The following is a 21,892-nucleotide window of genomic DNA, read 5'->3' on the forward strand; positions in this document are numbered from 1 at the left end:
GGGGCGTCCGCCGCTCCAGCCGTCATTCCGGGAACATCGCCGTGTCCAAGCCCAACGCCATCATCGACATCAAGGCCGGCCTGAAACGCCCCGTCAGCATCGGCGGCGGCCAGCGCATCGTCTTCATCGCCGGCCCCTGCCAGCTGGAGAGCCGCCAGCACGCCCTGGAGATGGCCCACGCGCTGAAGGAGATCGGCGAACGGCTGAATGTCGGGATCATCTACAAGACCAGTTTCGACAAGGCGAACCGGACGTCGGCCACGGCCGCGCGGGGCTTCGGCCTCGAGGGCTCGCTGCCGATCTTCGCCGAGATCCGCGAGGTCACGGGCCTGCCGGTGCTGACCGACGTTCACACCGAGGAGCACTGCCGCATCGCGGCGGAGGTCGTGGACGTGCTGCAGATCCCGGCCTTCCTGAGCCGCCAGACGGACCTGCTGCTGGCCGCCGCCGCGACCGGCAAGGCCATCAACGTCAAGAAGGGCCAGTTCCTCGCGCCCTGGGACATGAAGAACGTCGTCGCCAAGGTGGTGGGGGCGGGCAATCCGAACGTCATGGCCTGCGAGCGCGGCGCCAGCTTCGGCTACAACACCCTGGTCAGCGACATGCGGGCCCTGCCGATCCTGCGCGAGATCGGCTGCCCCGTGGTGTTCGACGCCACCCACAGCGTGCAGCAGCCGGGCGGGCAGGGGACGTCCTCGGGCGGCCAGCGCGAGTTCGTGCCGGTGCTGGCCCGGGCGGCCGTGGCCGTAGGCGTCGACGCGGTGTTCATGGAAACCCACCAGGACCCCGACAACGCCCCGTCCGACGGGCCGAACATGGTGCCGCTCGACCAGTTCGAGGCTCTGTGCGCCGACCTGATCGCCTATGACGACCTGTCGAAGGCGCGGATGGCGAAGGCCGCCTGAGTCGTCGACCATCCTTGCCGCGGCTTGCAGGCTTCGCCGCGACATTCGGGATGGGCTGGAGTCGTGATGAGCGGCCGGGCCGAACTGGCAACGGGCGCGCCAGCGCCGCGTGAAACCAGTGCGATCCAGACTTTACCGATCTGGCCTTCGTACTTCCAGGACCAGCCTGTCGTAATCGATCCGCGCTCGTAACACAGCCAGCAGTTCCGCTCCGATCAGCCCGTCGAAGACGGGCAGGTCGTGCGCCGCGTGTAAATCCCGGAGCGCGGACAGGTCGACGACGCTCACTTGATGGTTCGTGATGACGATCCGGCCCAGCACAAGGTCGACAAAGGCCAACTGGCGCCGGCCGCCCACCCCGCTGATGCCAAAGGCCTCATCCTCGGTATCGGTGAGAGGCAAGCCGAGCTGGCGAACCACATTGACGTCCAGGACCGTCGTCGCGCCGGTGTCGACAAACAGGTTGAGCGGTTTTCCATTCACCACAACCGTCAGGTACAGCTTGTGGTCGACTGAGCGTTGAAGCGGGATGGCGGACCGGCCCGAAGGTCCGGCGAAATAGGTGACTGGAGTCGGAGGATGTTGAGCGTGCACGCCTGTCGCCGACAAGGCCAGGGCGAGCAGTGCGAGCCATTTTGTGCGCATGACGCTCCTGTCTGCTCGGCAAGGGCTACCGCACCGCTTATACGTTTCGCGCTGAATGCCCGCAAGAATCGACCCCAAGGGTTGTGCGGGTCGACCTTGGCGGGCCCGGGCTCAGGGCCCTGTAATCGCCTCGCCAAATTGACCAATGGCGGCGACCAGAACGACCAAGGTCGCCAACGATGACGGTTGTGCGCGCGGCGGGCAGGCTTTAGCTCAGGCAGATGGCTGAACGGACCCTCGATCTCGGCGGACTGCAGGCGCTGCTGGAGCGGGTGCGCGGGCTTAAGATCGCCTGCGTCGGCGACCTGATGCTGGACCGGTATGTCTATGGCGAGGTCAGCCGGATTTCGCCCGAGGCGCCCATTCCCGTGCTGCGCACGCGGCGGACGATCGCCATGCCGGGCGGCGTGGGCAATGTGGCCCGCAACGTGGCCGCCCTGGGGGGTGTGGCGCGGCTGGGCGCCGTGGCGGGGCGGGATGCGGCCGGCGACGAACTGGCGGCCCTGATCGCCGCCGAGCCGGGCGTCGAGGACGCCGTCGAGCGCCGCGCCGGCGTGGCCACCATCGTCAAGACGCGCTTCGTCGCCGCCGGCCAGCAGCTGTTGCGGCTGGACGAGGAAGCCGCCGCCCTTATGGGTGAGGAAAGCGGCGCTTTTACCGGTGCTTCGGTCTATCTTCTGTCCGATTATGCCAAGGGCGTGATCAGCGATCTTGTCATCGGCCAGGCCCTGAAGGCGGCCCAGGCCAGCGGCGCGCCGGTCGTCGTCGATCCCAAGGGGCGCGACTTCGCCCGCTACGGCGCCGTCGACCTGATCAAGCCCAACGCCAGCGAACTGGCCGGAGCGACCGGCCTGCCGGTGGACACCGATGACGAGGTCGAGGCGGCCCTGAGAGCCCTGTTGCAGGCCACGACGGCCAGGGCCGTGGTAGTGACCCGGGCCGGCAAGGGCATGAGCCTGATGCGGCGCGGCGAGACCGCGAAGCATTTTCCGGGGCGGGCGCGCGAGGTGTTCGACGTCTCCGGCGCCGGCGATACGGGGCTGGCGGCGCTGGGGCTGGCGCTTGGCGCGGGCGCGTCGCTGGAGACGGCGGTGGAGTTCGCCATCCTCGCCTCGGGCGTGGTGGTCGGCAAGGCGGGCACCGCCGTGGTCACCCCGGCCGAGCTGATCGACGCGGAGATGAGCCAGCACGCGGCCGGGGCCCACGCCAAGGTCATGCCGCTGGAGGAGCTGGCGCATGTGGTCGAGGGTTGGAGGCGGCAGGGGCTGAAGGTCGGCTTCACCAACGGCTGTTTCGACATCCTGCACCGCGGCCACGTCGCCTATCTGTCCCAGGCGCGGAGCTGGTGCGACCGGCTGGTGGTGGCGCTGAACACCGACGCCTCGGTGCGCCGGCTCAAGGGCGAGGGACGGCCGATCAACGACCTGGACAGCCGGGCCGTGGTCATCGGCGGCCTGGCGAGCGTCGACCGGGTGACCTCGTTCGACGAGCCGACTCCGCTGGCCCTGATCGAGCGGCTGAGGCCGGACGTGCTGATCAAGGGCGCGGACTACACCCGCGAGGGCGTGGTGGGCGGCGACCTGGTCGAGAGCTGGGGCGGCGAGGTCAGGCTGGCGACCTTTGAGGATGGCTATTCGACCACGAAGACGATCGAGAAGATGAAGGACGACAAATGAGTCGGCGGATGATCGTGGTCACCGGCGGGGCCGGCTTCATCGGGTCGAACATCGTCGCCCGGCTGTGCGCCGAGGACCGGCGCGACGTGGTCGTCTGCGACCGGCTGGAAGACGCCGCCCTCGGCAAGTGGAAGAACATCGCCAAACACCCGGTCGCCGACTTCTGGCAGCCGGAGGAGCTGTTCGAACAGCTGGAGCGGCACGCGGAACGGATCGAGGCGGTGGTGCACATGGGGGCGATCTCGTCGACGACGGAGGCGGACGCCGACCTGATCCTGCGCACCAACTTCACCCTGTCGCGGGACATCTGGGACTGGTGCGCGCTCAGGGACGCGCGGATGGTCTACGCCTCCTCGGCGGCGACCTACGGTGACGGCGAACAGGGGTTTCTGGACGACGACAGTCTTGAGGCCTTGGCGTCGCTCAGGCCGCTAAACGCTTACGGATATTCGAAAATGCTGTTCGACCAGTACGCCGCCCGGCAGTCGGACCGGGGGCAGTCGCCGGGCCAGTGGGCTGGGCTGAAGTTCTTCAACGTCTATGGCCCGAACGAATACCACAAGGGCGGCATGAAGTCGGTCGTGGCGCAGATCTGGCCCAAGGTGGCGGCGGACGAGCCGGTCACCCTGTTCCGCTCGCACAACCCCGCCTACGCCGATGGCGGGCAGATGCGCGACTTCGTGTTCGTGGATGACGTGGTCGATATCGTCGACTGGCTGCTCGAGACGCCGGCGGTGTCCGGCGTATTCAACGCTGGCTCGGGACGGGCGCGGTCGTTCCTGGACCTGGCCAATGCGACCTTCGCGGCGGCGGGCAAGGCGCCGCGGGTGGAGTATGTCGATACGCCGGTCTCGATCCGCGACAAGTACCAGTATTTCACCGAGGCCCGGATGGAGCGGGTGCGCGCCGCCGGGTTCGGGGGACAGTCGACGCCGCTGGAAGAGGGCGTCCGGCGCTATGTCCAGGACTTCCTCGCCACGGCGGACCCGTATCGATGAGAGGCCCGAAGCTGACCCTCCGGCAGTGGATCGGCTGGTTCGGTTTCGGCCTGGTCTTCCTGCTGACCGCCGCCCTTGCGGTGTGGCGGGGAGACATTCTCAGGGCCGGACTGGACCCCCAGGTGCCGTTCCAGACCTACGAGCCGCCGCCCGCGCCGGACTATGCGCGTCCCGCGGCCTGGGCGATGAGCGAGACGCGAGCATCCGACGCCGGGCCGGCCGCCGTCTTCTTCGTGCATTCGACCACCTATGACGGCGGGCGCGACTGGAACGGGCCGATCGGGCACGGCAAGGCCGACGCCTATCTGCGGCGGGTGGTGCTGCCGAACTATGCCGGGCCCTTCTCACGGCTCGGCGCGGTCAGCGCCCCGCGATACAGGCAGGGCAGCCTCTACACGCGGCTGACCCTGCGGGATGACGCCCGCGAGGCAAGAGCGTTCGCCTACCGGGACATCGCCGCCGCCTTCGAAAGCTGGATCGGTCGTCACCCTGACGGACCTCTGGTCCTGGCCGGGGTGGAACAGGGCGGCGAATTGATCGAGCGGCTGCTGCGGGAGCGGGTGGCGCCCGATCCGGCGCTGCGCGAACGGCTTGTCGCGGCCTATCTGATCGACGTGGTGACCCCGGCCAACGGGTTGTCGCCGCAGATTCCGGCTTGCCAACGGCCCGACCAGATCGGCTGCGTCGTCGGCTTCTCGCCGGTCAGCGAGGGCAACGACGGGGCCGCGCGACGGCGGCTCAGACGGGCGCTGGTCTGGGATGCGCGGGGACGGCTCGTCGAACTCGGCGAGCGTCAGGCGCTGTGCGTCAATCCGGTGACCGGTTCGACCTCGACGGCGCCAGTGGCGGCCCGACAGAATCGCGGCGCGACCAATGCGACGGGGCTGGAATGGGGGACCCATCCCGCCCTGCTGGCGCGCGAGATCGCCACCCAGTGCCGGGACGGCCTGCTGCGCTACAGCGAGCCCGAGCGGGAGTCCTTCCGCCCGACTGGAAGCTGGGCTGACCGGAGAAAATCTCGGCCGTACAATCTGTTTTACGGCGATATTGAAGCTGACGCCCAGGCGAGACTGGCGGCCTGGCAGGCGCAGACGCCCTGAAGAGGGCGGGCTGATGGAAGCGACCCACCAGCCCGGCCGTCCTATGCGGGCATCCGCTCGAATTTCCGCAGCCCGGCGTCCAGCGTATCCCAGGCATGGCCGCGAACGCCGTAGGTGACCGCCTGCGGCGTGAACCGGCCGGCGTCGTCGAGGCTGGCGGCGGGGACCGCGATCATGTCGGGCATGAACGAGAACGTCAGATGGACCGGTGTCCCGCAGGTCGGGCAGAAGGCATGGGTCTTCTCGTTCCCGTTGTCGGCCGTCACGCGCCAGGTGCTGGCCTCGCCGCTAATCGCCATTCCGGCCCGATCGGGGAAGGTCAGCCACGAGCCGTGTCCCGCGCCGCTCCGTTTTTGACAATCGAGGCACTGGCAGTGGTTCTGGAAGACGGGTTCGGCGCTCGTTTCGTAGCGAACGGCGCCGCAGGCGCAGCCGCCGGCGTAGGGGCCGGTCATGGTCAGGCCGCCTTCGGCTTGGCGAAGACGTCGAGGCCGCGGCCGGTCTCGAGGAAGGATTTCAGGCTGGAAAGGACGACCGGCCAGCCCTTCTGGACGCCGTTGGCCATGCCGCTGTCGGCCTGGAGATCGTCGTGGCTGACGGTCAGCCGGACCATGTCCTCATAGGGTTCGATGTCGAACGTCACCCGGCTTCGGGCGGCCGGATCGTCGGCCTGTGAGGCGTTGGCCCAGGTGATGACGAGACGGGTGGGCGGCGAGGTCTCGACGACCTCGCCGACGAGTTCGACGGTCCGTTCGTCATTGGCGCGGATGTGTTCCCATTTCGACCCCGGCGTCCAGTCGGAGACGTTCTCATGGCCCCAGTAGCGGCGCGCGAGCTCGGGTCTGGTGATGGCTTCGAAGACCTTTTCCGCGGTCGAAGCGATGTAGGTCACATAGACGAAGCTGATGGTTTCGCCGGTCATTTCGGGTCTCCTTCGAGTTCCTGTTTGAGGTCGTGCAGCAGGCTGAGCCGCCGGGTTTCGAATTTCCGCACCCACCGCTCGTAGACTTCGTGGATCGGGACGGGGTTGATGAAGTGCAGCTTCTCGCGACCCCGCCGGAGCGTGCTCACCAGATTGGCCGCCTCGAGAATCTCAAGGTGCTGCGTCGCGGATTGACGCGCCATGGCGAGGTGTTCGCAGAGTTGGCCGAGCGTCTGACCGTTCTTCTCGGAGAGAAGGTCGAGCAGCTTTCTGCGCGTCGGGTCGGCCAGCGCCTTGAAAACCTTGTCGTCGTGCATCGGTCTCACTCGGTGTGAAAGGACAATAGGCAGGTAAATGCCTGCATGTCAAATCATCGTCAGGCCGCCGCGGGCTGAGGGTAGGGGCTAGTCGAGTCCCGGGCGGTCGTTACGCCAGTCGAACAAGGCCTCGAGCACCCTGACCGCCTCGCCCCGGGGGGAGGCCAGGTCCGGATCGCGGCCGAGCACCAGCCGGGCGTCGTCGGCGGCGGCGAGCAGCAGCTCGCGATGGCGGATCGGATCGGCGAAGCGATAGGCCGGGAAACCGCTCTGCTTGAGGCCGAGCGGATCGCCACCGCCGCGCAGGCGGAAGTCCTCTTCGGCGATCTCGAAGCCGTCCTCGGAGCGGCGCAGAATCTCCAGCCGTTCGCGGGCGGTGTCGCCGAGGCCGCCGTCGCCGCCGCCGTAGAGCAGCAGGCAGGTGCTCGCGGCGGTCCCGCGCCCGACCCGGCCGCGCAGCTGGTGCAGCTGGGCGAGACCGAAGCGGTCGGCGTGTTCGATGACCATGATCGAGGCGTTGGGCACGTCGACGCCGACCTCGACCACGGTCGTGGCCACCAGAAGGGGCAGGCGGCCGTCGGCGAACTCGGCCATCACCGCCTCGCGTTCGGCGCCCGGCATCTGTCCGTGGGCGAGGCCGACCTCGACGCCCATGATGCGGCGCAGGTCGGCGGCGCGGGCCTCGGCGGCGGCGAGGTCGGACGCCTCGCTCTCGGCCACCAGCGGACAGATCCAGTAGGCCTGGGCCCCGCTGTCGAGAGCGGCCTTGAGCCGTTTGGCCACCTCGCCGATGCGGGCCAGCGGCAGGACGGCGGTCGTCACCGGCGTGCGGCCCGGCGGCTTTTCGGTGAGGCGCGACACCTCGAGTTCGCCGTACTGGGTCAGCTCCAGGGTGCGGGGGATCGGGGTGGCGGACATGGTCAGCAGGTGGACGCCGCCGGTGCGCGGATCGCCCTTGGCCTGCAGCCGCTGGCGCTCGTTGACGCCGAAGCGGTGCTGCTCGTCGATCACCGCCAGCGCCAGCCGGTCGAAGCGAACGGCGTCCTGGAACAGGGCGTGGGTGCCGATGGCCACCCGGGCCTCGCCTGCGGCCAGGGCAGCCAGCCGCGTCCGCCGCTCGGCGGGGGTATCGCGACCGGTCAGCAGGATGGTGGGAATGCCGGCGGCCTCCAGCATTGGAGCCAGCCGCTGCCAGTGCTGGCGAGCGAGGATTTCGGTGGGAGCCATCAGGGCGGACTGGAAACCCGAGGCGGCGGCGTCGGCTAGCGCCAGGGCGGCCACCGCCGTCTTGCCCGAGCCGACGTCGCCCTGCAGCAGGCGGCCCATCTGCTCGCCCGAGGCGAGGTCGCGGCGGATTTCGGCGATCGCCTGGACCTGGGCGCCGGTCAGGTCGAAGGGCAGGGCCTTCAGCACACGGTCCGAGGGCCCGCCGGGCATGATGACGGGCGCCGGGGTGATCTGACGCGCCCGGCGGCGGCGGGCGAGGGCCAGCTGGTGGGCCAGCAGTTCGTCATAGGCCAGCCGCTGGCGGACGGGGGCCTCGGGCAGGAGGTCGGGTTCGGCGGCGGGCGCGTGCAGGGCCTGCAGGGCGCCGCGCCAGGCGGGCCAGCGGCGTTTGGCCAGCCAGGCCGGGTCCTGCCATTCCGGCAGCTCAGGCGCGTGTTCCAGAGCGGACTGGACCAGTTTGCGGATGACGCGGGAGCTCAGCCCCTGGGTGGCCGGATAGACCGGCTCCACGGCGGCTATGTCGTCGGCCTGGGCCAGGGTGAAGACGTCCGGGTGGACGATCTGAACCTCATTGTTGAAGCGCTCGACCTTGCCCGAAACCAGCCGGCGCTCGCCCTTGGGCAGCAGCCGGTCGATATGCTGGGCCGAGCCGCCGAACCAGATCAGGTGCACGAAGCCGTCGGCGTCCGTGGCCCGCACCTTGATCGGCGCGCCGGGCTTGCCCGGGACAATCAGGCGGTCGACGACGATCTCGAAGATTCCGACCTGGCCCTCGACCGCGGTCGTCGCGGTCATTGGCCGGCGGACAATCAGCCCCGAGGGCGACAGGAACAGCAGGTCGCGGACCAGCGGGCCCGCCAGCTTCTGCACGAGCGGCAGCACCTTGGGCCCCACGCCCCTCAGGGTGGAGACCTCGGCGAACAGGGGAAAGAGACTCGGCGGCCGCATCTAGGTCGCCCCCGGCCCCGGATACGCCCGTCGGTTGCGCGCACCCGGGTCTCGCGCCATGATCGCCGACGAACGCGGATTTTCGAGAGGGAAGATCATGTCCGTGACAGCTTTACAGCAGAATCTGAAGGCCAAGGGGTTCAATCCGGGGATCATCGACGGCCTGCTGGGGAGGGACACCTATCAGGCCCTCGCCAGCTATATCTCCGACGGAAGGGCGCCGGATGGCGCCGGCGGTCTGCTGGCCCTGCATCTGAAGGGCGGGGACATCACCAATCGGCTGCGCAAGATTCATTTCTTCGCCCAGGTCACCCACGAGAGCGGTTTCCGGCCGGTCGAGGAGAACCTGAACTACAGCGTGGCCGGGCTGAAGGCGACCTTCTCGCGCCAGCGCATCTCCGCCGCCCAGTGCGAGGCGCTGGGTCGCAAGCCCGGTCGGCCGGCCGACAAGGCGGGGATCGCCAACGCCGTCTATGGCGGGTCGTGGGGCAGGACCAACCTGGGAAACACCGAGCCGGGGGACGGCTATCGCTATCGCGGGCGGGGGCTGATCCAGCTGACCGGGCGGGCAAACTACCGGCGGACGGGTGTGGAGTACGAGATCAATCCCGATCTGGTGCTGACTCCGGCGGGATCGATCAAGGCGGCGGTCGATTTCTGGCGGACGCGGGGGCTCAATCCGGCCAGCGACGCCGACGACGTGCCGCGGGTGACGAGGCTCATCAACGGCGGCGCTCACGGACTGGCCGAGCGCCAGGCGCTGACGGCGAAGCTGAAGGCGATCTGGCCGGCCTGATCACCGGCGCGGCTGGCGGCCGGAGCCTCCGGCGGGTATATCCGCGCGCTCATGACCGATGACACCCTCCAGACCAGACTGGCGAGGGCGCGTTTCCGCGCCTGGCGTCGGGGATTCCGCGAGGCCGACCTGATCCTCGGCCCGTTCGTCGACGCCGAGGGACCTGACCTGAACCCGGAGGAACTGGAGGCGCTCGAGGCGCTTCTCGATCAGGATGACCACCAACTCTACGCCTGGATCCTCGGCAATGCGCCGACGCCCGCGCCGCATGACGGCCCGGTGATGGCGCGCATCCGGGCCTTCATGGCCGCCCATGTCGCCGCCGCCGTCGCGGAAGGGGCCGGTTGATGGACGCCGTGGTCCTGAAACGTGATGACCGGGAACTGGGCGGCGCGCCGGAGGGGCTGGACGCCCTGACCGTCGCCGAGCGACTCAAGGCGGATGGCGGGGTCGGCGCCTTCATCGCGCGCGACTACGCCCGCATGGGCGAGTTCGTTCAGGCCTTCCGGTTCTTCGCCAATGATATCGATGTGGTGGAGTTTCCGGCCTGGGATTGCCTGCCATACGACCGGCTGAGTCCGACCTCGTCGGTGTCGGCCGAGCGGATGGCGGCGCTGACCCGGTTGGCGCAGCGTGATCCCGGCGACCGCCGGCCGCTGCTGCTGGTGACGACGGTCGGTGCGGCCATGCAGCGGACGCCGCCGCGCGAGGTGACCTGCGGGGCCGGATTCGAGACCACGGTCGGGCTCGACCTCGATACGGCGGCGCTGGAGCGGTATTTCGCCGCCAACGGCTATATGCGCGCCTCCACGGTGTCGGAGCGCGGCGAGTTCGCGGTGCGCGGCGGGGTGATCGACGTCTATCCGCCGGGCTTCGAGGAGCCGGTGCGGCTGGACATGTTCGGCTCGGAGCTGGAGTCGATCCGCACCTTTGATCCGGCCACCCAGCGCTCGACCGGACAGCTGCGCGAGGTGTCGCTGGCGCCCGTGTCGGAAGCCCTGCTGGACCCGGACAGCATCTCGCGCTTCCGCACCGGCTATCTGGAGCTGTTCGGCGCGCCGGGCGACGACGCCCTGTATTCGGCCATCAGCGAGGGCGCGCGGCGGCAGGGCATGGAGCACTGGCTGCCGCTGCTCTACGCGCGGCTGGAGACGCTGTTCGACTATCTGCCCGATGATGCGCGGCTGTTCCTCGACAATCAGGTCGAGGCGGCGCGGGCCGAGCGCTGGACCCTGACGAAGGACGCCTATGACGCCCGGCGCGACGCCGCCATGGGCAAGGGCGGAGCGGCCTACCGCGCCCTGCCGCCGGAGCGGCTGTATCTGCCGGAGAGCGACTGGAACAGCGCGCTGGCGGGGCGTTGGGTGCGGCGGCTGTCGCCGTTCACCGGACCGGGAGAGAACGCGGGCGGACGGCTGGGGCGCAGTTTCGCGGCCGAGCGGGCGCAGGACAGCGTCAATCTGTTCGAGGCGGTGGCGCGGCACGCGGAGGCGGTGAAGGCGGCCGGCAAGCGGGTGTTGTTCGCCTCGTGGACCGAGGGCTCGTCCGAGCGGCTGGCCTCGATGCTGGCCGACCACGGCCTGGAGCATGTGGTCGCGGTGCGGGACTGGGCCGATGTCCAGACGGCGCCGAAGGACCTCTATCTGCGCGGCGTCCTGCCGGTCGAGCATGGGTTCGAGACGGATGAGATCGCTGTCATCTCCGAGACCGACATGCTGGGCGACCGGCTGGCGCGTCCGAAGAAGAAGCGGCGGGCGTCGAACTTCCTCGCCGAGGCGTCGGCGCTGACGACCGGCGATCTGGTGGTGCACCTCGATCACGGCATCGGCCGCTACGAGGGGCTGAAGACGCTGGAGATCCAGGAGGCGCCGCACGACTGCCTGGAACTGCTCTACGCCGGCGACAGCAAGCTGTACCTGCCGGTCGAGAACATCGACCTGCTGACCCGCTACGGCACGGATGCCGACGGGGTGCAGCTGGACCGGTTGGGCGGGGCGGGCTGGCAGGCCCGCAAGGCCAAGGCCAGGGCCCGCCTGCGCGATATGGCCGAGGGGCTGATCGCTCTCGCTGCGAAGCGCAGCCTGCGGACTTCGGAGGCGATCACGCCGCCGCATGGGCTGTTCGACGAGTTCTGCGCCCGTTTCCCGTATGAGGAGACCGACGACCAGCTGGCCGCCATCGGCGACGTGCTGGAGGATCTCGGCAAGGGCACGCCGATGGACCGGCTGATCTGCGGCGACGTCGGTTTCGGCAAGACCGAGGTGGCGCTGCGGGCGGCCTTCGTGGTGGCCATGACGGGTCAGCAGGTGGCCATCGTCTGCCCGACGACCCTGCTGGCGCGGCAGCATTTCAAGACCTTCAGCGAGCGGTTCGCCGGCTGGCCGATCAAGGTTCGGCACCTGTCGCGGATGGTCACGGCGAAGGACGCGGCCGAGACGCGCGCGGGGCTGAAGGACGGCTCGTTCGAGATCGTCGTCGGCACCCATGCGGTGCTGAGCGAACAGGTCGGGTTCAAGGACCTGGGCCTGGTGATCGTCGACGAGGAGCAGCATTTCGGGGTCAAGCACAAGGAGAAGCTGAAGTCCCTGCGGGCGGACGTTCACCTGCTGACCCTGACCGCCACCCCGATCCCGCGCACGCTGCAGATGGCGCTGTCGGGCATCCGCGAGATGTCGATCATCGCCACGCCGCCGGTCGACCGTCTGGCGGTGCGGACCTATGTCACGCCGTGGGATCCGGTGCTGGTGCGCGAGGCCCTGCTGCGCGAGAAATATCGCGGCGGGCAGGCGTATTACGTCGTGCCTCGCCTGTCGGACCTGCCGGACATCGAGAAATTCCTGCGCGAGCAGGTGCCCGAGATCAAGTTCGTGGTCGGGCACGGCCAGATGTCGCCGACCCAGCTGGAAGACGTGATGAGCGCCTTCTACGACGGCAGCTACGACCTGCTGCTGTCCACGACCATCGTTGAGTCCGGACTTGATGTTCCGACCGCCAACACCTTGATCGTGCACAAGGCGGACATGTTCGGTCTGGCGCAGCTGCACCAGATCCGCGGCCGGATCGGGCGGGCCAAGGCGCGGGCCTTCGCCTATCTGACGACGCCGCCCGAGAAGCCGATGAGCCTGTCGGCCGAGCGGAGGCTGCAGGTGCTGCAGTCGCTCGACAACCTGGGGGCCGGCTTCCAGCTGGCCAGCCACGACCTCGACCAGCGCGGCGGCGGCAATCTGCTGGGCGATGAGCAGTCGGGTCACATCCGCGAGGTCGGGGTCGAGCTGTACCAGCAGATGCTGGAGGACGCGGTGGCCGAGCTGCGTCAGGCGGGCGAGGGCGGGGGCGCCGTCGACCGGGGCTGGTCGCCGGCCATCAACGTCGGCGCGGCCGTGCTGATTCCAGAGGATTACGTTCCGGACCTCAATGTTCGCTTGAGCCTGTATCGTCGGCTGTCGGACGCCGAGAACAGCGAGAGCCGCGAGGCGCTGGCGGCCGAACTGATCGACCGGTTCGGGCCGCTGCCGGACGAGGCGAAGCAGTTGCTGCGCATCGTCGGCATCAAGGCCAACTGCAAGACCGCCAGCATCGAACGCATCGACATCGGGCCCAAGGGCGCGGTGCTGACCCTGCGCAACAACGAATTCCCCAATCCGATGGGGCTGGTCGGTCTGATCCAGAAGAACCACGCCTTCTGGAAGCTGCGGCCGGATCAGAAGATCGTGGTCAAGGGCGACTGGGACACGCCGGCGGAACGGCTGAAGGTCGCCGAGCGAATCACGACCGACCTGGCGCGGGTGGCGGGGGCGGCCTGAGGTGCGGATCCGCGAGGCGACAGAGGCGGACTGGCCGACGATCTGGCCGATCGTCGAGGCCGTCGTGCGCGCCGGCGACACCTACACCTGGCCGCGCGATCTGACCGAGGTGGACGGACGGGCGCTGTGGAACCTGCCGTCGTGCGTCGTTCTGGTGGCGGTCGACGAGGCCGGTGCGGTGCTGGGCACGGCCAGGTTCGGGCCAAACCAGCTCGGCCCCGGCGCGCACGTCGCCAACGCCAGCTTCATGGTCGCACCCGCCGCCCGGGGGCGAGGCGTCGGCCGGGCGCTCGGCGAGGCGGTGATTCGCGGTGCGGCGCGGGCCGGCTACCACGCCATGCAATTCAACGCCGTGGTCGAGGCGAACCGGAGCGCCGTCCATCTGTGGAAGACGCTGGGTTTCGAGATCATCGGCACCGCGCCCGAGGCCTTCGACCATCCGACCGAAGGACTGGTCGGATTGCACATCATGTACCGGCGACTCTGATCGTCAGCAGCCGGGCTCGACCGTCTCGAAGCGTTCGTCCCACCATGCCTGCCAGTGGTCCTTCAGCCCGGCGAGGTCGGCGTCGGACAGTCCGTAGGTCGTCAGGGTCAGCATGGTCGAGCCGCGCGGCTTCTTTTCGGTCGGCGGCTGATCAACCACCACCAGCAGGCCGTCGCCCCAGGCGTCGACGGTGACCCCCAGCTGATGACGGGCGGTGAACCAGACCTGGCCGGAGGCGTCCGCGTGGGGCCCCAGCGGCATCGACCAAGGCTCGCCCGGGGCGGGGGCGGCGTCGAGGCCGAGCAGGGATCGCGCCAGGCGATCCTCGCGCGGCGGGCCCGAGAAGAAGAGCGTGCGGCGGGTCTCGCCAGGGTGACGCGCGAAGGCGAAGGCCAGCTGCCAGGTGAAGGAGATCCAGCCCTCGATCATGCCGTCGAAGACATCCGACCAGTCACCGGCGGGAGCGGAGCGGACCACCCGGACAATGCTGGAATCGCCGCGCGCCTCGACCTCGTAGCGGTCGTTGACGCCGACGAAGGTCACGGTGCGGCGCGCCTCGTCGGCCTCCGCGTGGGTGACGAAGATGAAATCGATCTCATCCTTCAGGCCGTCGGTCTCCCAGCCGAACCAGTCCTTGATCTTCTGGGGGTCGCGCAGGGCCGCCCAGACCGCGTCGGCGGGGGCCGGGACCGTGACCTCGACGAGGACGTGGTCTTCCATGAGCTGGGCGGCTTCGGTCATGGCGTTCAGTTCCTTGTCGGGGCCGATTTGACGATGGCCGGATGGGCGGCGGCGGTGAGGCGGTAGCGGCGACCCGAGGGGGCCGCATATTTTCGGGCGAGCGCGGCGACGGCGTCGGCCACGTCATTGGTGAAGGCGTCGAAGTCGGCGGGCGCGGCGAAGCAGACATCGGCCTCGACCGTCAGGGTCAGCAGGCGCGCGCCCTCGGCCGCGGCGGCCTGGCGCATGCGGGCGACGTCGCGGACCATGGCGGAGGCGGTGGAGATAAGGTGGTCGGCGGCATGACGGTCCTGCGCCTCAACGGCGTCGGGATCGGGCGGCGCCTGAAGCAGGGCGGGATCCAGCACATATTGTTCGGCGGCGACGAACAGGCGCTCGGTGAAGCCGCGCTTCTTCCGTTCTCCGGCGAGGCGGACCAGGCCGGCGGCCTCAAGCGCCCTGAGATGGTGGCCGATCTTCTGGCGGGGCATGTCCAGCTGCTCGGCCAGGCCCGTCGCGGAGGCGGGCTCGACGAGAGCGGCGAGTATCCGGCGCCGGATCGGGGCCATCGCCAGCAGGGCGGTGTCCAGGTCGTCAAGCAGGGCTGAGGGCCGGGCTGTCATGTCCCGAACCTGCATTAGACAATCATAGTTGTCAAATGATGGTCAACTGGAAGCCCGGATGTCCTTCGAGGCGCGTTCGAGCACCGCGGCGGGGGATTCGCCGGGCCCGACCTCGGCCACGCCCACATCGAACTCCACCACGAAGGGGGAGCGATCGGGTCCGGCGTCGAAGGCGGTGCAGCCGATGACGGCCGCGATCCGGTCGGCCGCGACGCGCCCGGACGGGCCATGGGTGGCGGGCAGGGCCAGGGCGAAGACGTCGGACGACAGGCGGGCGGCGGTGTCTTCGGTGCGGATCAGCCGCGAGACCATGGCTCCGATCTGGGGCAGGGCCCGGTCGAGCCATCCGCCCTTGCGGGCCTCGACCACGGCCGGGGTGTCGGAAACGCGCAGCACGACGACGGACAGAGGCCGACGGCGCAGGCGGGCGCCCTCGGCGACGCGGGCGAGGTGGCTGGCGAACAGCTCCGGCGTGAACAGGCCGGTGGCGGGATCGGTCAGGCCGGAGCCGCGCGCGCTTTCCAGCGCCTTCCTAATCGCGATGTGCCGCCGATGATGACGCGCCAGGGCCACGATCCGTTCGGCCGTCTCTTCCTCGGGCGTATCGGCCGCGGCGACGTCGGCGAAGCCGCGGTTGTAGAGCTCCGACAGATTGATCTCGCCGGAGCCGCGCAGATAGAGCACCGCCGGAATGTGATAGAGGCGGGTGTTCCGCTTCATGCCCGAGGCGATGGACAGGGCCGGTGCGTGGTCCTCGGCGCCCCACAGCACGGCGGCGTCGAACGGCCGCTCATGGAGGTAGTCGAAGGCGGTATAGGGGGTGGGAGCGGCCACGACCTCGCAGCCATGGCCGACGAGGGCGTTGGAGAGGGCGAGGAAATGGCGGTCGGGCTTGCCGGCGGCCAGCACCCGGAGCGGACTGGCGTCGAGATCGGCCATCGGCAGGGGTTCGCCCCGCGCGGCGAAGGTCGCCTCGCGCAGGGTGACCTCTTCCTCGGCGATCGCGGCCCGGACGAGGTTTTCAAGGCGCAGGGCGGCTTGGGCCGCGTGCGGCGGCCCGGACATGGCGATGTCGGCGACGCCGGGGGGCCAGTCCAACGCCTCCGGGCCGATGGCCATGACCGGCAGCCGACGCGGCGATACGGTCTGGCGCAGGGCGGCGACGCCCGCGGCGGCGTCGGGCATGCGGGCGTCGAGGATCACCGTCTCCAGAGGCCAGTCGATCAGGACCTGCACGGCCCCGGCCAGCGTTCGGGCGGTGACGGTGCGCCATCCCAGCGCGTCCAGCCCCTGGCACAGGGACCCGACCAGGTCGTCATCCGGGGCGACGACCAGAATGCGCGGATCGGAAGTCAAGGCGATGTCTCCAGCGGCCCCCCACCCGGGCCGTGCTCTCAAGCGGGCGGACCATAGCGAGGGTCGCCGTGGCGAGGCAACCGGCGCGCCATCCTTTCCCCGGCGGAGAATTGGGTTAAAGGAATCGCATCGGGGGCGGGACGGGACATCGGTTTGCAGGCCAGGGCGGATATCAGGGAAGCCGTGCGCTGGGCGACGCCCGCGCTGTGGGGGCGTCTGGCGGTCAAGGCGTTCGCGCGCAGCTGGGGCCGGGACGTCATGCTCTATACAGGCGGGGTATCCTTCTTCGCCCTGCTGGCGGTGTTTCCCGCCATCGCCATCCTGATCGGCTTCTACAAGGCGGTGTTGTCGATCGGGCAGGTCAGCGAGCAGGCCGCGGCGCTCGCCGACGTCATGCCGCACGCGGCGCGTACCATCTTCATGACCGAGATCGAGCGGCTCGCGAACGCCTCGGCCAGCACGGTCTCCGCCCAGAGCGCCTTCGCCCTGATCATCGGCGGCTATGCGGCCCATCGTGGATTCAAGGCCTTGCTGGCCGGACTTAATCTGATCCACGACGAGACGGAGCCGCACGGCTTCCTCAAGTTCAACTTGTTGGCCTTCTTCGTGGCCCTGTTCGCCTTCGCCCTGTTCACGATCGTGTCGGGCGCCGTGGTGACCTCGCGCCTGCTGGAGCATGCCGGGCCCGGCGCGGTCGCCGACGGCGGAGGGGCAGGCGCGGCCTTCGTCGGCCTGTGGCCGGCCCTCGGCCTCGGCGTGGGTCTGACCATGCTCTATCGCTACGCCATGTCCCATCGGACTCCGGTGGCGTGGGCGCCAGCCATCGTCGGCGGCGTGGTGGCGACGGTGATGTCGACCATCTCGTCCTGGCTGTGCGCCATCTATGTCGAGCAGATCGCCCCGCTGGGCGCGACCTACGGCTCGGTCGGCGCGATCGTGGTGCTGCTGATCTGGCTGTCGTGGAACGTCAACGCCATCTTCTATGGCGGGGCCTTCGCGACCGAGATGGAGATCGTCCAGCGGTCGAGCGGCGCCCCCGTGCTGGAGCCGGCCGATCCCCTGCCGGAGTCCGTGGTCAGCCTGTCGGAGCGGCGGGCGTCTCGACCTCGATAGTCAGGACGCCGCCGGCCTCGTCGATCGAGACCACGCGCCCGCCGATCCCCGCCATCAGGTGCGGCACATCGATCCGGGCCATCGGGTCGGTGGCCAGCAGGATCAGGCGCGCGCCCGGGCCGGTCTCGTGCATGGCCTTCTGCAGCCTGAGGCTGGGGGTCGGGCAACGGTGGCCGCGGGCGTCGACGATCATGCGCCGATCCGGTCCAGCAGCAGACCCAGCGCGATGCGGACGCTGTCCAGCCTGACGCCTTCGCGCCCGATGTCGCCCAAGCGGCGCTCGACGTGAATCATGCCGCCGGGACCGGCCGCGGCGAAATGGACCAGGCCGACGGGCTTGTCCGGCGATCCGCCGCCGGGTCCGGCGATTCCGGTGACGGCGACCGAGACCTGTGCGGCGGACCGGGCGAGGGCGCCCCCGGCCATGGCGCGCGCGACGGGTTCCGAGACGGCGCCGTGGCGCTCGATCAAGCCGGCGGGAACGCCCAGCAGCTCGACCTTGGCGGCGTTGCTGTAGGTCACGAAGCCCCGCTCGACGACGGCCGAGGACCCCGGCACGGCGGTCAGGGCGCCGGTGACGAGGCCGCCGGTGCAGCTCTCGGCCGCGGCGATCGTCAGGCCCCGCGCGCCGGCGGCTTCGATGACCTCCCGGGCCAGGATTTCGATATCGTCGGGAAACATGAAACGGGGTCTTCCGAAGCGGCGGCGAGTCGGTCCAGGGTGGCGCGACGCGCCCGGGCGGCGCCAGCATACGGGGCGGGCATGAGCGACACCACCGGCGACTCCCGGCTTTCCGCGGCGCCCGACCGGCCGGTCGACCGGCTGACCCCGATGCTGTTCGCCCTGGCCATCTTCACCTCCGCGTCACTGGTGTTCGTGGTTCAGCCGATGGTCACCAAGCTGGTGCTGCCGACGCTCGGCGGCTCGCCGGCGGTGTGGAACACGGCGATGGTGTTTTTCCAGGCGGCGTTGCTGGCCGGCTACCTCTATGCGCACCTGCTGCAGCGGATCGCCTCGATCAAGCTGCAGGTCGGGGTTCACCTGGCCCTGCTTCTGCTCGCGGCGCTGTTCCTGCCGCTGCACATCAACGGCTGGCTCGGGGATCCCGACCCCGCCGCGCCGATCGGCTGGCTGCTGGCCACCCTGGCCCTGTCCGTCGGCGCGCCGTTCGCGGTGCTCTCCGCCACGGCGCCCCTGCTGCAGGCGTGGTTCGCGCGGGTGCGGGCCGGCTATCCCGACGGCAAGAACCCCTATGTCCTCTACGCCGCCTCCAACCTGGGCAGTTTCCTGGCCCTGCTGTCCTATCCGTTCCTGATCGAACCGCTGACCAACCTGCTGCAGCAGCGGATGGCCTGGAGCGGCGGCTACGGGGTCTTCCTGCTGATGGTGGCGGCCCTGGCGTTCGTGGTCTGGAGCCGCCGCCTCGACCGCGACGCCGAACCGGCCCAGCTCGCCGCGACGCCGCCGATCCCGTGGCGCGAGAAGGGGATCCTGGTCCTGCTCGCCGCCGCGCCCTCAAGCCTGATGCTGGGGGTGACGTCCCACCTGTCGACCGACGTCGCCTCGGCGCCCTTTCTGTGGGTCATCCCGCTGGCGCTGTACCTGCTGACCTTCGTGATCGCCTTCCAGGCGCGGCCGTGGATTCCCCTGCCCATCACCCTGGCGGTGCAAGGCGCGATCGGGGCGGTCTGCGTCCTGCTGGTGGCCTTCCGGACGCTGGAATGGCCGATCGCCTTCGCGGTCCACATCCTCGCCTTCTTCTTCGCGGCGCTGATGTGCCACCAGACGCTGGCGGCGCGGCGGCCGCCGGCGGACCGGCTGACGGAATTCTACCTGCTGCTGTCGGTGGGCGGGGTCGTCGGCGGGGCCTTCACGGCCCTGCTGGCTCCCGTGATCTTCAACATGGTCTGGGAGTATCCGCTGGTGCTGGTGCTCGTCGGGCTTGCCCGGCCGTGGGGCAAGGGCCGGTTGCGTCCGGAAGAGACGGGGGCCCTGGTCGCCGCGGGGGTGCTGGCCCTGATTCCCGTGTCTCTGTCGGCATGGCTGAGCCACGACGCCGCCGCCTGGGCGAAATTCTATTCCATGGTTCCATTCGGGCTGGACCAGGTGGCGCTGTGGATTCTCGGGCCGGCGGCGATCTGCGCTTTCCTGCTGAGGGATCGCGCGCTCGCCTTCGTCGCCGTGCTGGCGATGATCGCCCTGTCGTCGCAGTACGTCGTCCGCGTCTATGACTGGAGCTATTCGGAGCGCAGCTTCTTCGGTGTCATGCGGGTGGCGAAGATCGAGGATGCGCGCATGGGCGGCGACGTCCACGTGTTGATGCACGGCACGACCCTGCACGGCGCCCAGGCCCGTGACGGCCGCTTCGATTGCCAGCCGACGCTCTACTACAACGCCCTGACGCCGATCGGTCAGGCGGCGGATATCATCGAGGCCCGGGGGCCGGCGAAGATCGGCGTCGTCGGCCAGGGATCGGGAGCCATGGCGGCCTACAAGCGCGCCGAGGACAGCCTGACCTTTTTCGAGATCGACCCTATGGTCGACCGGCTGTCGCGCGACCCGCGCTGGTTCACCTACATCTCGGGTTGCGCGGCCGGGGAAGTCCGCACGGTGCTGGGTGACGCGCGCCTGACCCTCGAGCGGGAACCGGCGGGATCGTACGACCTGCTGATCATCGACGCCTTCTCGTCCGACGCCGTGCCGACGCACCTGCTGACCGTCGAGGCGATCGAGGGCTATCTGAAGCTGCTCAAGCCCGATGGCGTGGTGCTGCTGCACCTGTCGAACCGCAACCTCGACATCACCCTGCCGGCCGTCGCCGCGGCCCGGGCGCTCGGCAAGCCCAGCCTGCACAACCTGTACCTGGAAAACGGCACCATGCCTGACATGGCGATCGCGTCGACGGAGGCGTTGATCATTTCTCCGACCGAGGCGGGTCTGGCCGGGTTCCGGTCACATCCCGACTGGGCCGCGTCGCCGGCGACGTCGGTGCGGCCGTGGACCGACGACTACGTCAATCTGTTCGGCTCGCTGTGGCGCGCCTTCCGGCCGCCGCCCGAACGGCCGACATAGTCAGGCCGGCAGGTCGATCGTGGCCACGGCCTGGGCGGCGAGGCCCTCGCCCCGGCCGGTGAAGCCCATGGCCTCGGTCGTGGTGGCCTTGACGCTGACGGCGTCGAGCGGGAGCGACAGCAGGTCGGCGAGCCGTTCGCGCATGGCCTGGCGGTGCGGCTTCACCCTGGGTCGTTCGCAGATCAGGGTGACGTCGACATTGACCAGCCGGCCGCCGCGGGCGCGCAGTCGTTCGACGGCGTGGGCCAGGAATCGGTCCGAAGAGACGCCTTTCCACTGTGGATCGGTGGGCGGGAAATGGTCGCCGATGTCGCCGTCGCCCATGGCTCCCAGGAGGGCGTCGGTCAGGGCGTGCAGTCCGGCGTCGGCGTCGGAATGGCCGATCAGGGTCTGGTCATGGGCGATCTCGACCCCGCACAGCCAGACCGACGAGCCGGGGCCCCAGCGATGGGCGTCGAAGCCTTGGCCGACACGGGTCCGGCGCGGGATCAGGGCCTCGGCCATGGCGAAATCCTCGGGGAAGGTCAGTTTCATCAGCCGGGGATCGCCCTCGACGATCAGAACGTCGCCGCCGGCGCGCTCGACCACGGCCGCTTCGTCGGCGGCGACCTTGTCGACCGGCCAGGCGGCGTAGGCGTCGACGATGGTCCGGTACCGGAAGGCCTGGGGCGTCTGCGCCCGCCACAACGAGTCGCGCTCGACCGAGCCGGAGACCAGGCCGTCCGTCGCCCGGCGCAGGCTGTCGGCGACCGGCAGGGCGGGCAGAACGCCGTCGACGCCCGGCAGGGCCTCGAGCAGGCGGCGGATGACGTCAACGCCGAGCAGCGGACGCGCGGCGTCGTGGATGAGGACGGGTCGGGCGTCGGGGCCGCCCAGTGCTTCAAGGCCGTTGCGAACCGAGTCGGCCCGGGTCGCCCCGCCCGGTGCGGATCGCCAGCCGGACAGACCCGCGAGAGCGGCTCCGAGCTCGACCTCCGATCCCGGCGCGATGACGACGACCAGGTCCCCGGCGCCCGCCTCCAGCAGCGCCTCGACCGACCAGCGCACGACCGGCTTGCCGCCCAGCCTCCGCCATTGCTTGGCCCCGCCGGCGCGCGAACCGGAACCGGCGGCGACCACGATGGCCGCGAAGGCGGGGAGGGGTGATGTCATCCCGGCCTTCTAATCGCCGCCGTCGTGCTTGA

At 69.7% G+C, this 21,892-nt stretch carries 21 protein-coding genes; 10 read left to right on the forward strand and 11 right to left on the reverse strand.

Features of this window, described 5'->3' with window-relative positions; genetic code table 11:
- The first annotated feature begins 35 nt into the window (after positions 1 to 35).
- Positions 36 to 905: a 3-deoxy-8-phosphooctulonate synthase gene (gene kdsA, locus VEB62_RS10345; protein WP_324799292.1), complete on the forward strand. Its 870-nt coding sequence runs from the start codon at positions 36 to 38 to the stop codon at positions 903 to 905.
- Positions 906 to 1,037: 132 nt separating this feature from the next.
- On the opposite strand, the gene VEB62_RS10350 is transcribed toward kdsA, so the two are convergent.
- Entirely contained in the window at positions 1,038 to 1,550 is a 513-nt protein-coding gene (locus VEB62_RS10350; RefSeq protein ID WP_324798961.1) for an aspartyl protease family protein, read from the reverse strand.
- Positions 1,551 to 1,771: 221 nt separating this feature from the next.
- On the opposite strand from VEB62_RS10350, the gene rfaE2 reads away from it, so the two are divergent.
- Genes rfaE2 through VEB62_RS10365 form a run of 3 tightly spaced genes read left to right on the forward strand, consistent with a single transcriptional unit; the run spans position 1,772 to position 5,324 of the window.
- A complete protein-coding gene (gene rfaE2, locus VEB62_RS10355; RefSeq protein ID WP_324798963.1) occupies positions 1,772 to 3,226 on the forward strand; it encodes a D-glycero-beta-D-manno-heptose 1-phosphate adenylyltransferase in 1,455 nt (484 codons plus the stop codon).
- Positions 3,223 to 4,224 (forward strand): ADP-glyceromanno-heptose 6-epimerase, encoded by a 1,002-nt coding sequence (gene rfaD, locus VEB62_RS10360; RefSeq protein WP_324798966.1) that lies wholly within the window; start codon positions 3,223 to 3,225, stop codon positions 4,222 to 4,224. Before rfaE2 ends, rfaD begins: the two co-directional genes overlap by 4 nt.
- Complete coding sequence (locus tag VEB62_RS10365; protein WP_324798969.1) at positions 4,221 to 5,324, forward strand: DUF3089 domain-containing protein; 1,104 nt, start codon at positions 4,221 to 4,223, stop codon at positions 5,322 to 5,324. Before rfaD ends, VEB62_RS10365 begins: the two co-directional genes overlap by 4 nt.
- Before the next feature lie 41 nt (positions 5,325 to 5,365).
- Here the strand turns inward: VEB62_RS10365 and VEB62_RS10370 are convergent, their stop codons facing one another.
- The 4 genes from VEB62_RS10370 to recG form a co-directional block, all read right to left on the reverse strand.
- Positions 5,366 to 5,779 carry a GFA family protein gene (locus VEB62_RS10370; protein ID WP_324798971.1) on the reverse strand — a complete coding sequence of 138 codons (414 nt, stop codon included), beginning with the start codon at positions 5,777 to 5,779 and terminating at the stop codon, positions 5,366 to 5,368.
- 2 nt (positions 5,780 to 5,781) lie between these two features.
- Positions 5,782 to 6,246 carry an SRPBCC family protein gene (locus VEB62_RS10375; RefSeq protein ID WP_324798973.1) on the reverse strand — a complete coding sequence of 155 codons (465 nt, stop codon included), beginning with the start codon at positions 6,244 to 6,246 and terminating at the stop codon, positions 5,782 to 5,784.
- Positions 6,243 to 6,563 (reverse strand): ArsR/SmtB family transcription factor, encoded by a 321-nt coding sequence (locus tag VEB62_RS10380; protein WP_324798976.1) that lies wholly within the window; start codon positions 6,561 to 6,563, stop codon positions 6,243 to 6,245. The genes VEB62_RS10375 and VEB62_RS10380 overlap by 4 nt, the downstream gene beginning before the upstream one ends.
- Before the next feature lie 87 nt (positions 6,564 to 6,650).
- Positions 6,651 to 8,738, reverse strand: coding sequence for an ATP-dependent DNA helicase RecG (recG, locus tag VEB62_RS10385; RefSeq protein WP_324798979.1), 2,088 nt, complete (start codon positions 8,736 to 8,738; stop codon positions 6,651 to 6,653).
- A gap of 103 nt (positions 8,739 to 8,841) precedes the next feature.
- Here recG and VEB62_RS10390 point away from each other — a divergent pair, with 103 nt between their 5' ends.
- The 4 genes from VEB62_RS10390 to VEB62_RS10405 are packed head-to-tail and all read left to right on the forward strand — an operon-like array spanning position 8,842 to position 13,824.
- Positions 8,842 to 9,534, forward strand: coding sequence for a hypothetical protein (locus VEB62_RS10390; protein ID WP_324798981.1), 693 nt, complete (start codon positions 8,842 to 8,844; stop codon positions 9,532 to 9,534).
- Between the two features lie 51 nt (positions 9,535 to 9,585).
- Entirely contained in the window at positions 9,586 to 9,882 is a 297-nt protein-coding gene (locus tag VEB62_RS10395; RefSeq protein ID WP_324798984.1) for an FAD assembly factor SdhE, read from the forward strand.
- Positions 9,882 to 13,337, forward strand: coding sequence for a transcription-repair coupling factor (gene mfd / locus VEB62_RS10400; protein WP_324798987.1), 3,456 nt, complete (start codon positions 9,882 to 9,884; stop codon positions 13,335 to 13,337). The genes VEB62_RS10395 and mfd overlap by 1 nt, the downstream gene beginning before the upstream one ends.
- A 1-nt stretch (position 13,338) precedes the next feature.
- Positions 13,339 to 13,824, forward strand: a complete 486-nt coding sequence (locus VEB62_RS10405; protein WP_324798990.1) for a GNAT family N-acetyltransferase — start codon at positions 13,339 to 13,341, stop codon at positions 13,822 to 13,824.
- A 3-nt stretch (positions 13,825 to 13,827) separates the two neighbouring features.
- Here the strand turns inward: VEB62_RS10405 and VEB62_RS10410 are convergent, their stop codons facing one another.
- Genes VEB62_RS10410 through VEB62_RS10420 form a run of 3 tightly spaced genes read right to left on the reverse strand, consistent with a single transcriptional unit; the run spans position 13,828 to position 16,523 of the window.
- Positions 13,828 to 14,565, reverse strand: coding sequence for an SRPBCC family protein (locus VEB62_RS10410; RefSeq protein WP_324798993.1), 738 nt, complete (start codon positions 14,563 to 14,565; stop codon positions 13,828 to 13,830).
- Between the two features lie 5 nt (positions 14,566 to 14,570).
- A complete protein-coding gene (locus tag VEB62_RS10415; protein WP_324798995.1) occupies positions 14,571 to 15,167 on the reverse strand; it encodes an ArsR/SmtB family transcription factor in 597 nt (198 codons plus the stop codon).
- Positions 15,168 to 15,209: 42 nt separating this feature from the next.
- A complete protein-coding gene (locus VEB62_RS10420) occupies positions 15,210 to 16,523 on the reverse strand; it encodes a diguanylate cyclase domain-containing protein (RefSeq protein WP_324798997.1) in 1,314 nt (437 codons plus the stop codon).
- Positions 16,524 to 16,781: 258 nt separating this feature from the next.
- Here VEB62_RS10420 and VEB62_RS10425 point away from each other — a divergent pair, with 258 nt between their 5' ends.
- Positions 16,782 to 17,636, forward strand: a complete 855-nt coding sequence (locus VEB62_RS10425; RefSeq protein ID WP_414642031.1) for a YihY/virulence factor BrkB family protein — start codon at positions 16,782 to 16,784, stop codon at positions 17,634 to 17,636.
- On the opposite strand, the gene VEB62_RS10430 is transcribed toward VEB62_RS10425, so the two are convergent.
- Together VEB62_RS10430 and VEB62_RS10435 are read right to left on the reverse strand one after the other, a co-directional pair.
- The gene (locus VEB62_RS10430) at positions 17,599 to 17,829 is read right to left on the reverse strand and encodes a sulfurtransferase TusA family protein (protein WP_324799003.1); all 231 of its coding nucleotides are present in this window, start codon (positions 17,827 to 17,829) and stop codon (positions 17,599 to 17,601) included. The two genes, VEB62_RS10425 and VEB62_RS10430, sit on opposite strands and share 38 nt — an antisense overlap.
- The gene (locus tag VEB62_RS10435) at positions 17,826 to 18,317 is read right to left on the reverse strand and encodes a CinA family protein (protein WP_324799005.1); all 492 of its coding nucleotides are present in this window, start codon (positions 18,315 to 18,317) and stop codon (positions 17,826 to 17,828) included. Before VEB62_RS10435 ends, VEB62_RS10430 begins: the two co-directional genes overlap by 4 nt.
- Before the next feature lie 81 nt (positions 18,318 to 18,398).
- On the opposite strand from VEB62_RS10435, the gene VEB62_RS10440 reads away from it, so the two are divergent.
- Positions 18,399 to 20,708, forward strand: a complete 2,310-nt coding sequence (locus tag VEB62_RS10440; protein ID WP_324799007.1) for a fused MFS/spermidine synthase — start codon at positions 18,399 to 18,401, stop codon at positions 20,706 to 20,708.
- Here the strand turns inward: VEB62_RS10440 and VEB62_RS10445 are convergent, their stop codons facing one another.
- Positions 20,709 to 21,860, reverse strand: coding sequence for a bifunctional 2-C-methyl-D-erythritol 4-phosphate cytidylyltransferase/2-C-methyl-D-erythritol 2,4-cyclodiphosphate synthase (locus VEB62_RS10445; protein WP_324799012.1), 1,152 nt, complete (start codon positions 21,858 to 21,860; stop codon positions 20,709 to 20,711).
- Between the last annotated feature and the right edge of the window lie 32 nt (positions 21,861 to 21,892).

This window comes from Brevundimonas sp. (assembly GCF_035626975.1).
GTDB lineage: Bacteria > Pseudomonadota > Alphaproteobacteria > Caulobacterales > Caulobacteraceae > Brevundimonas.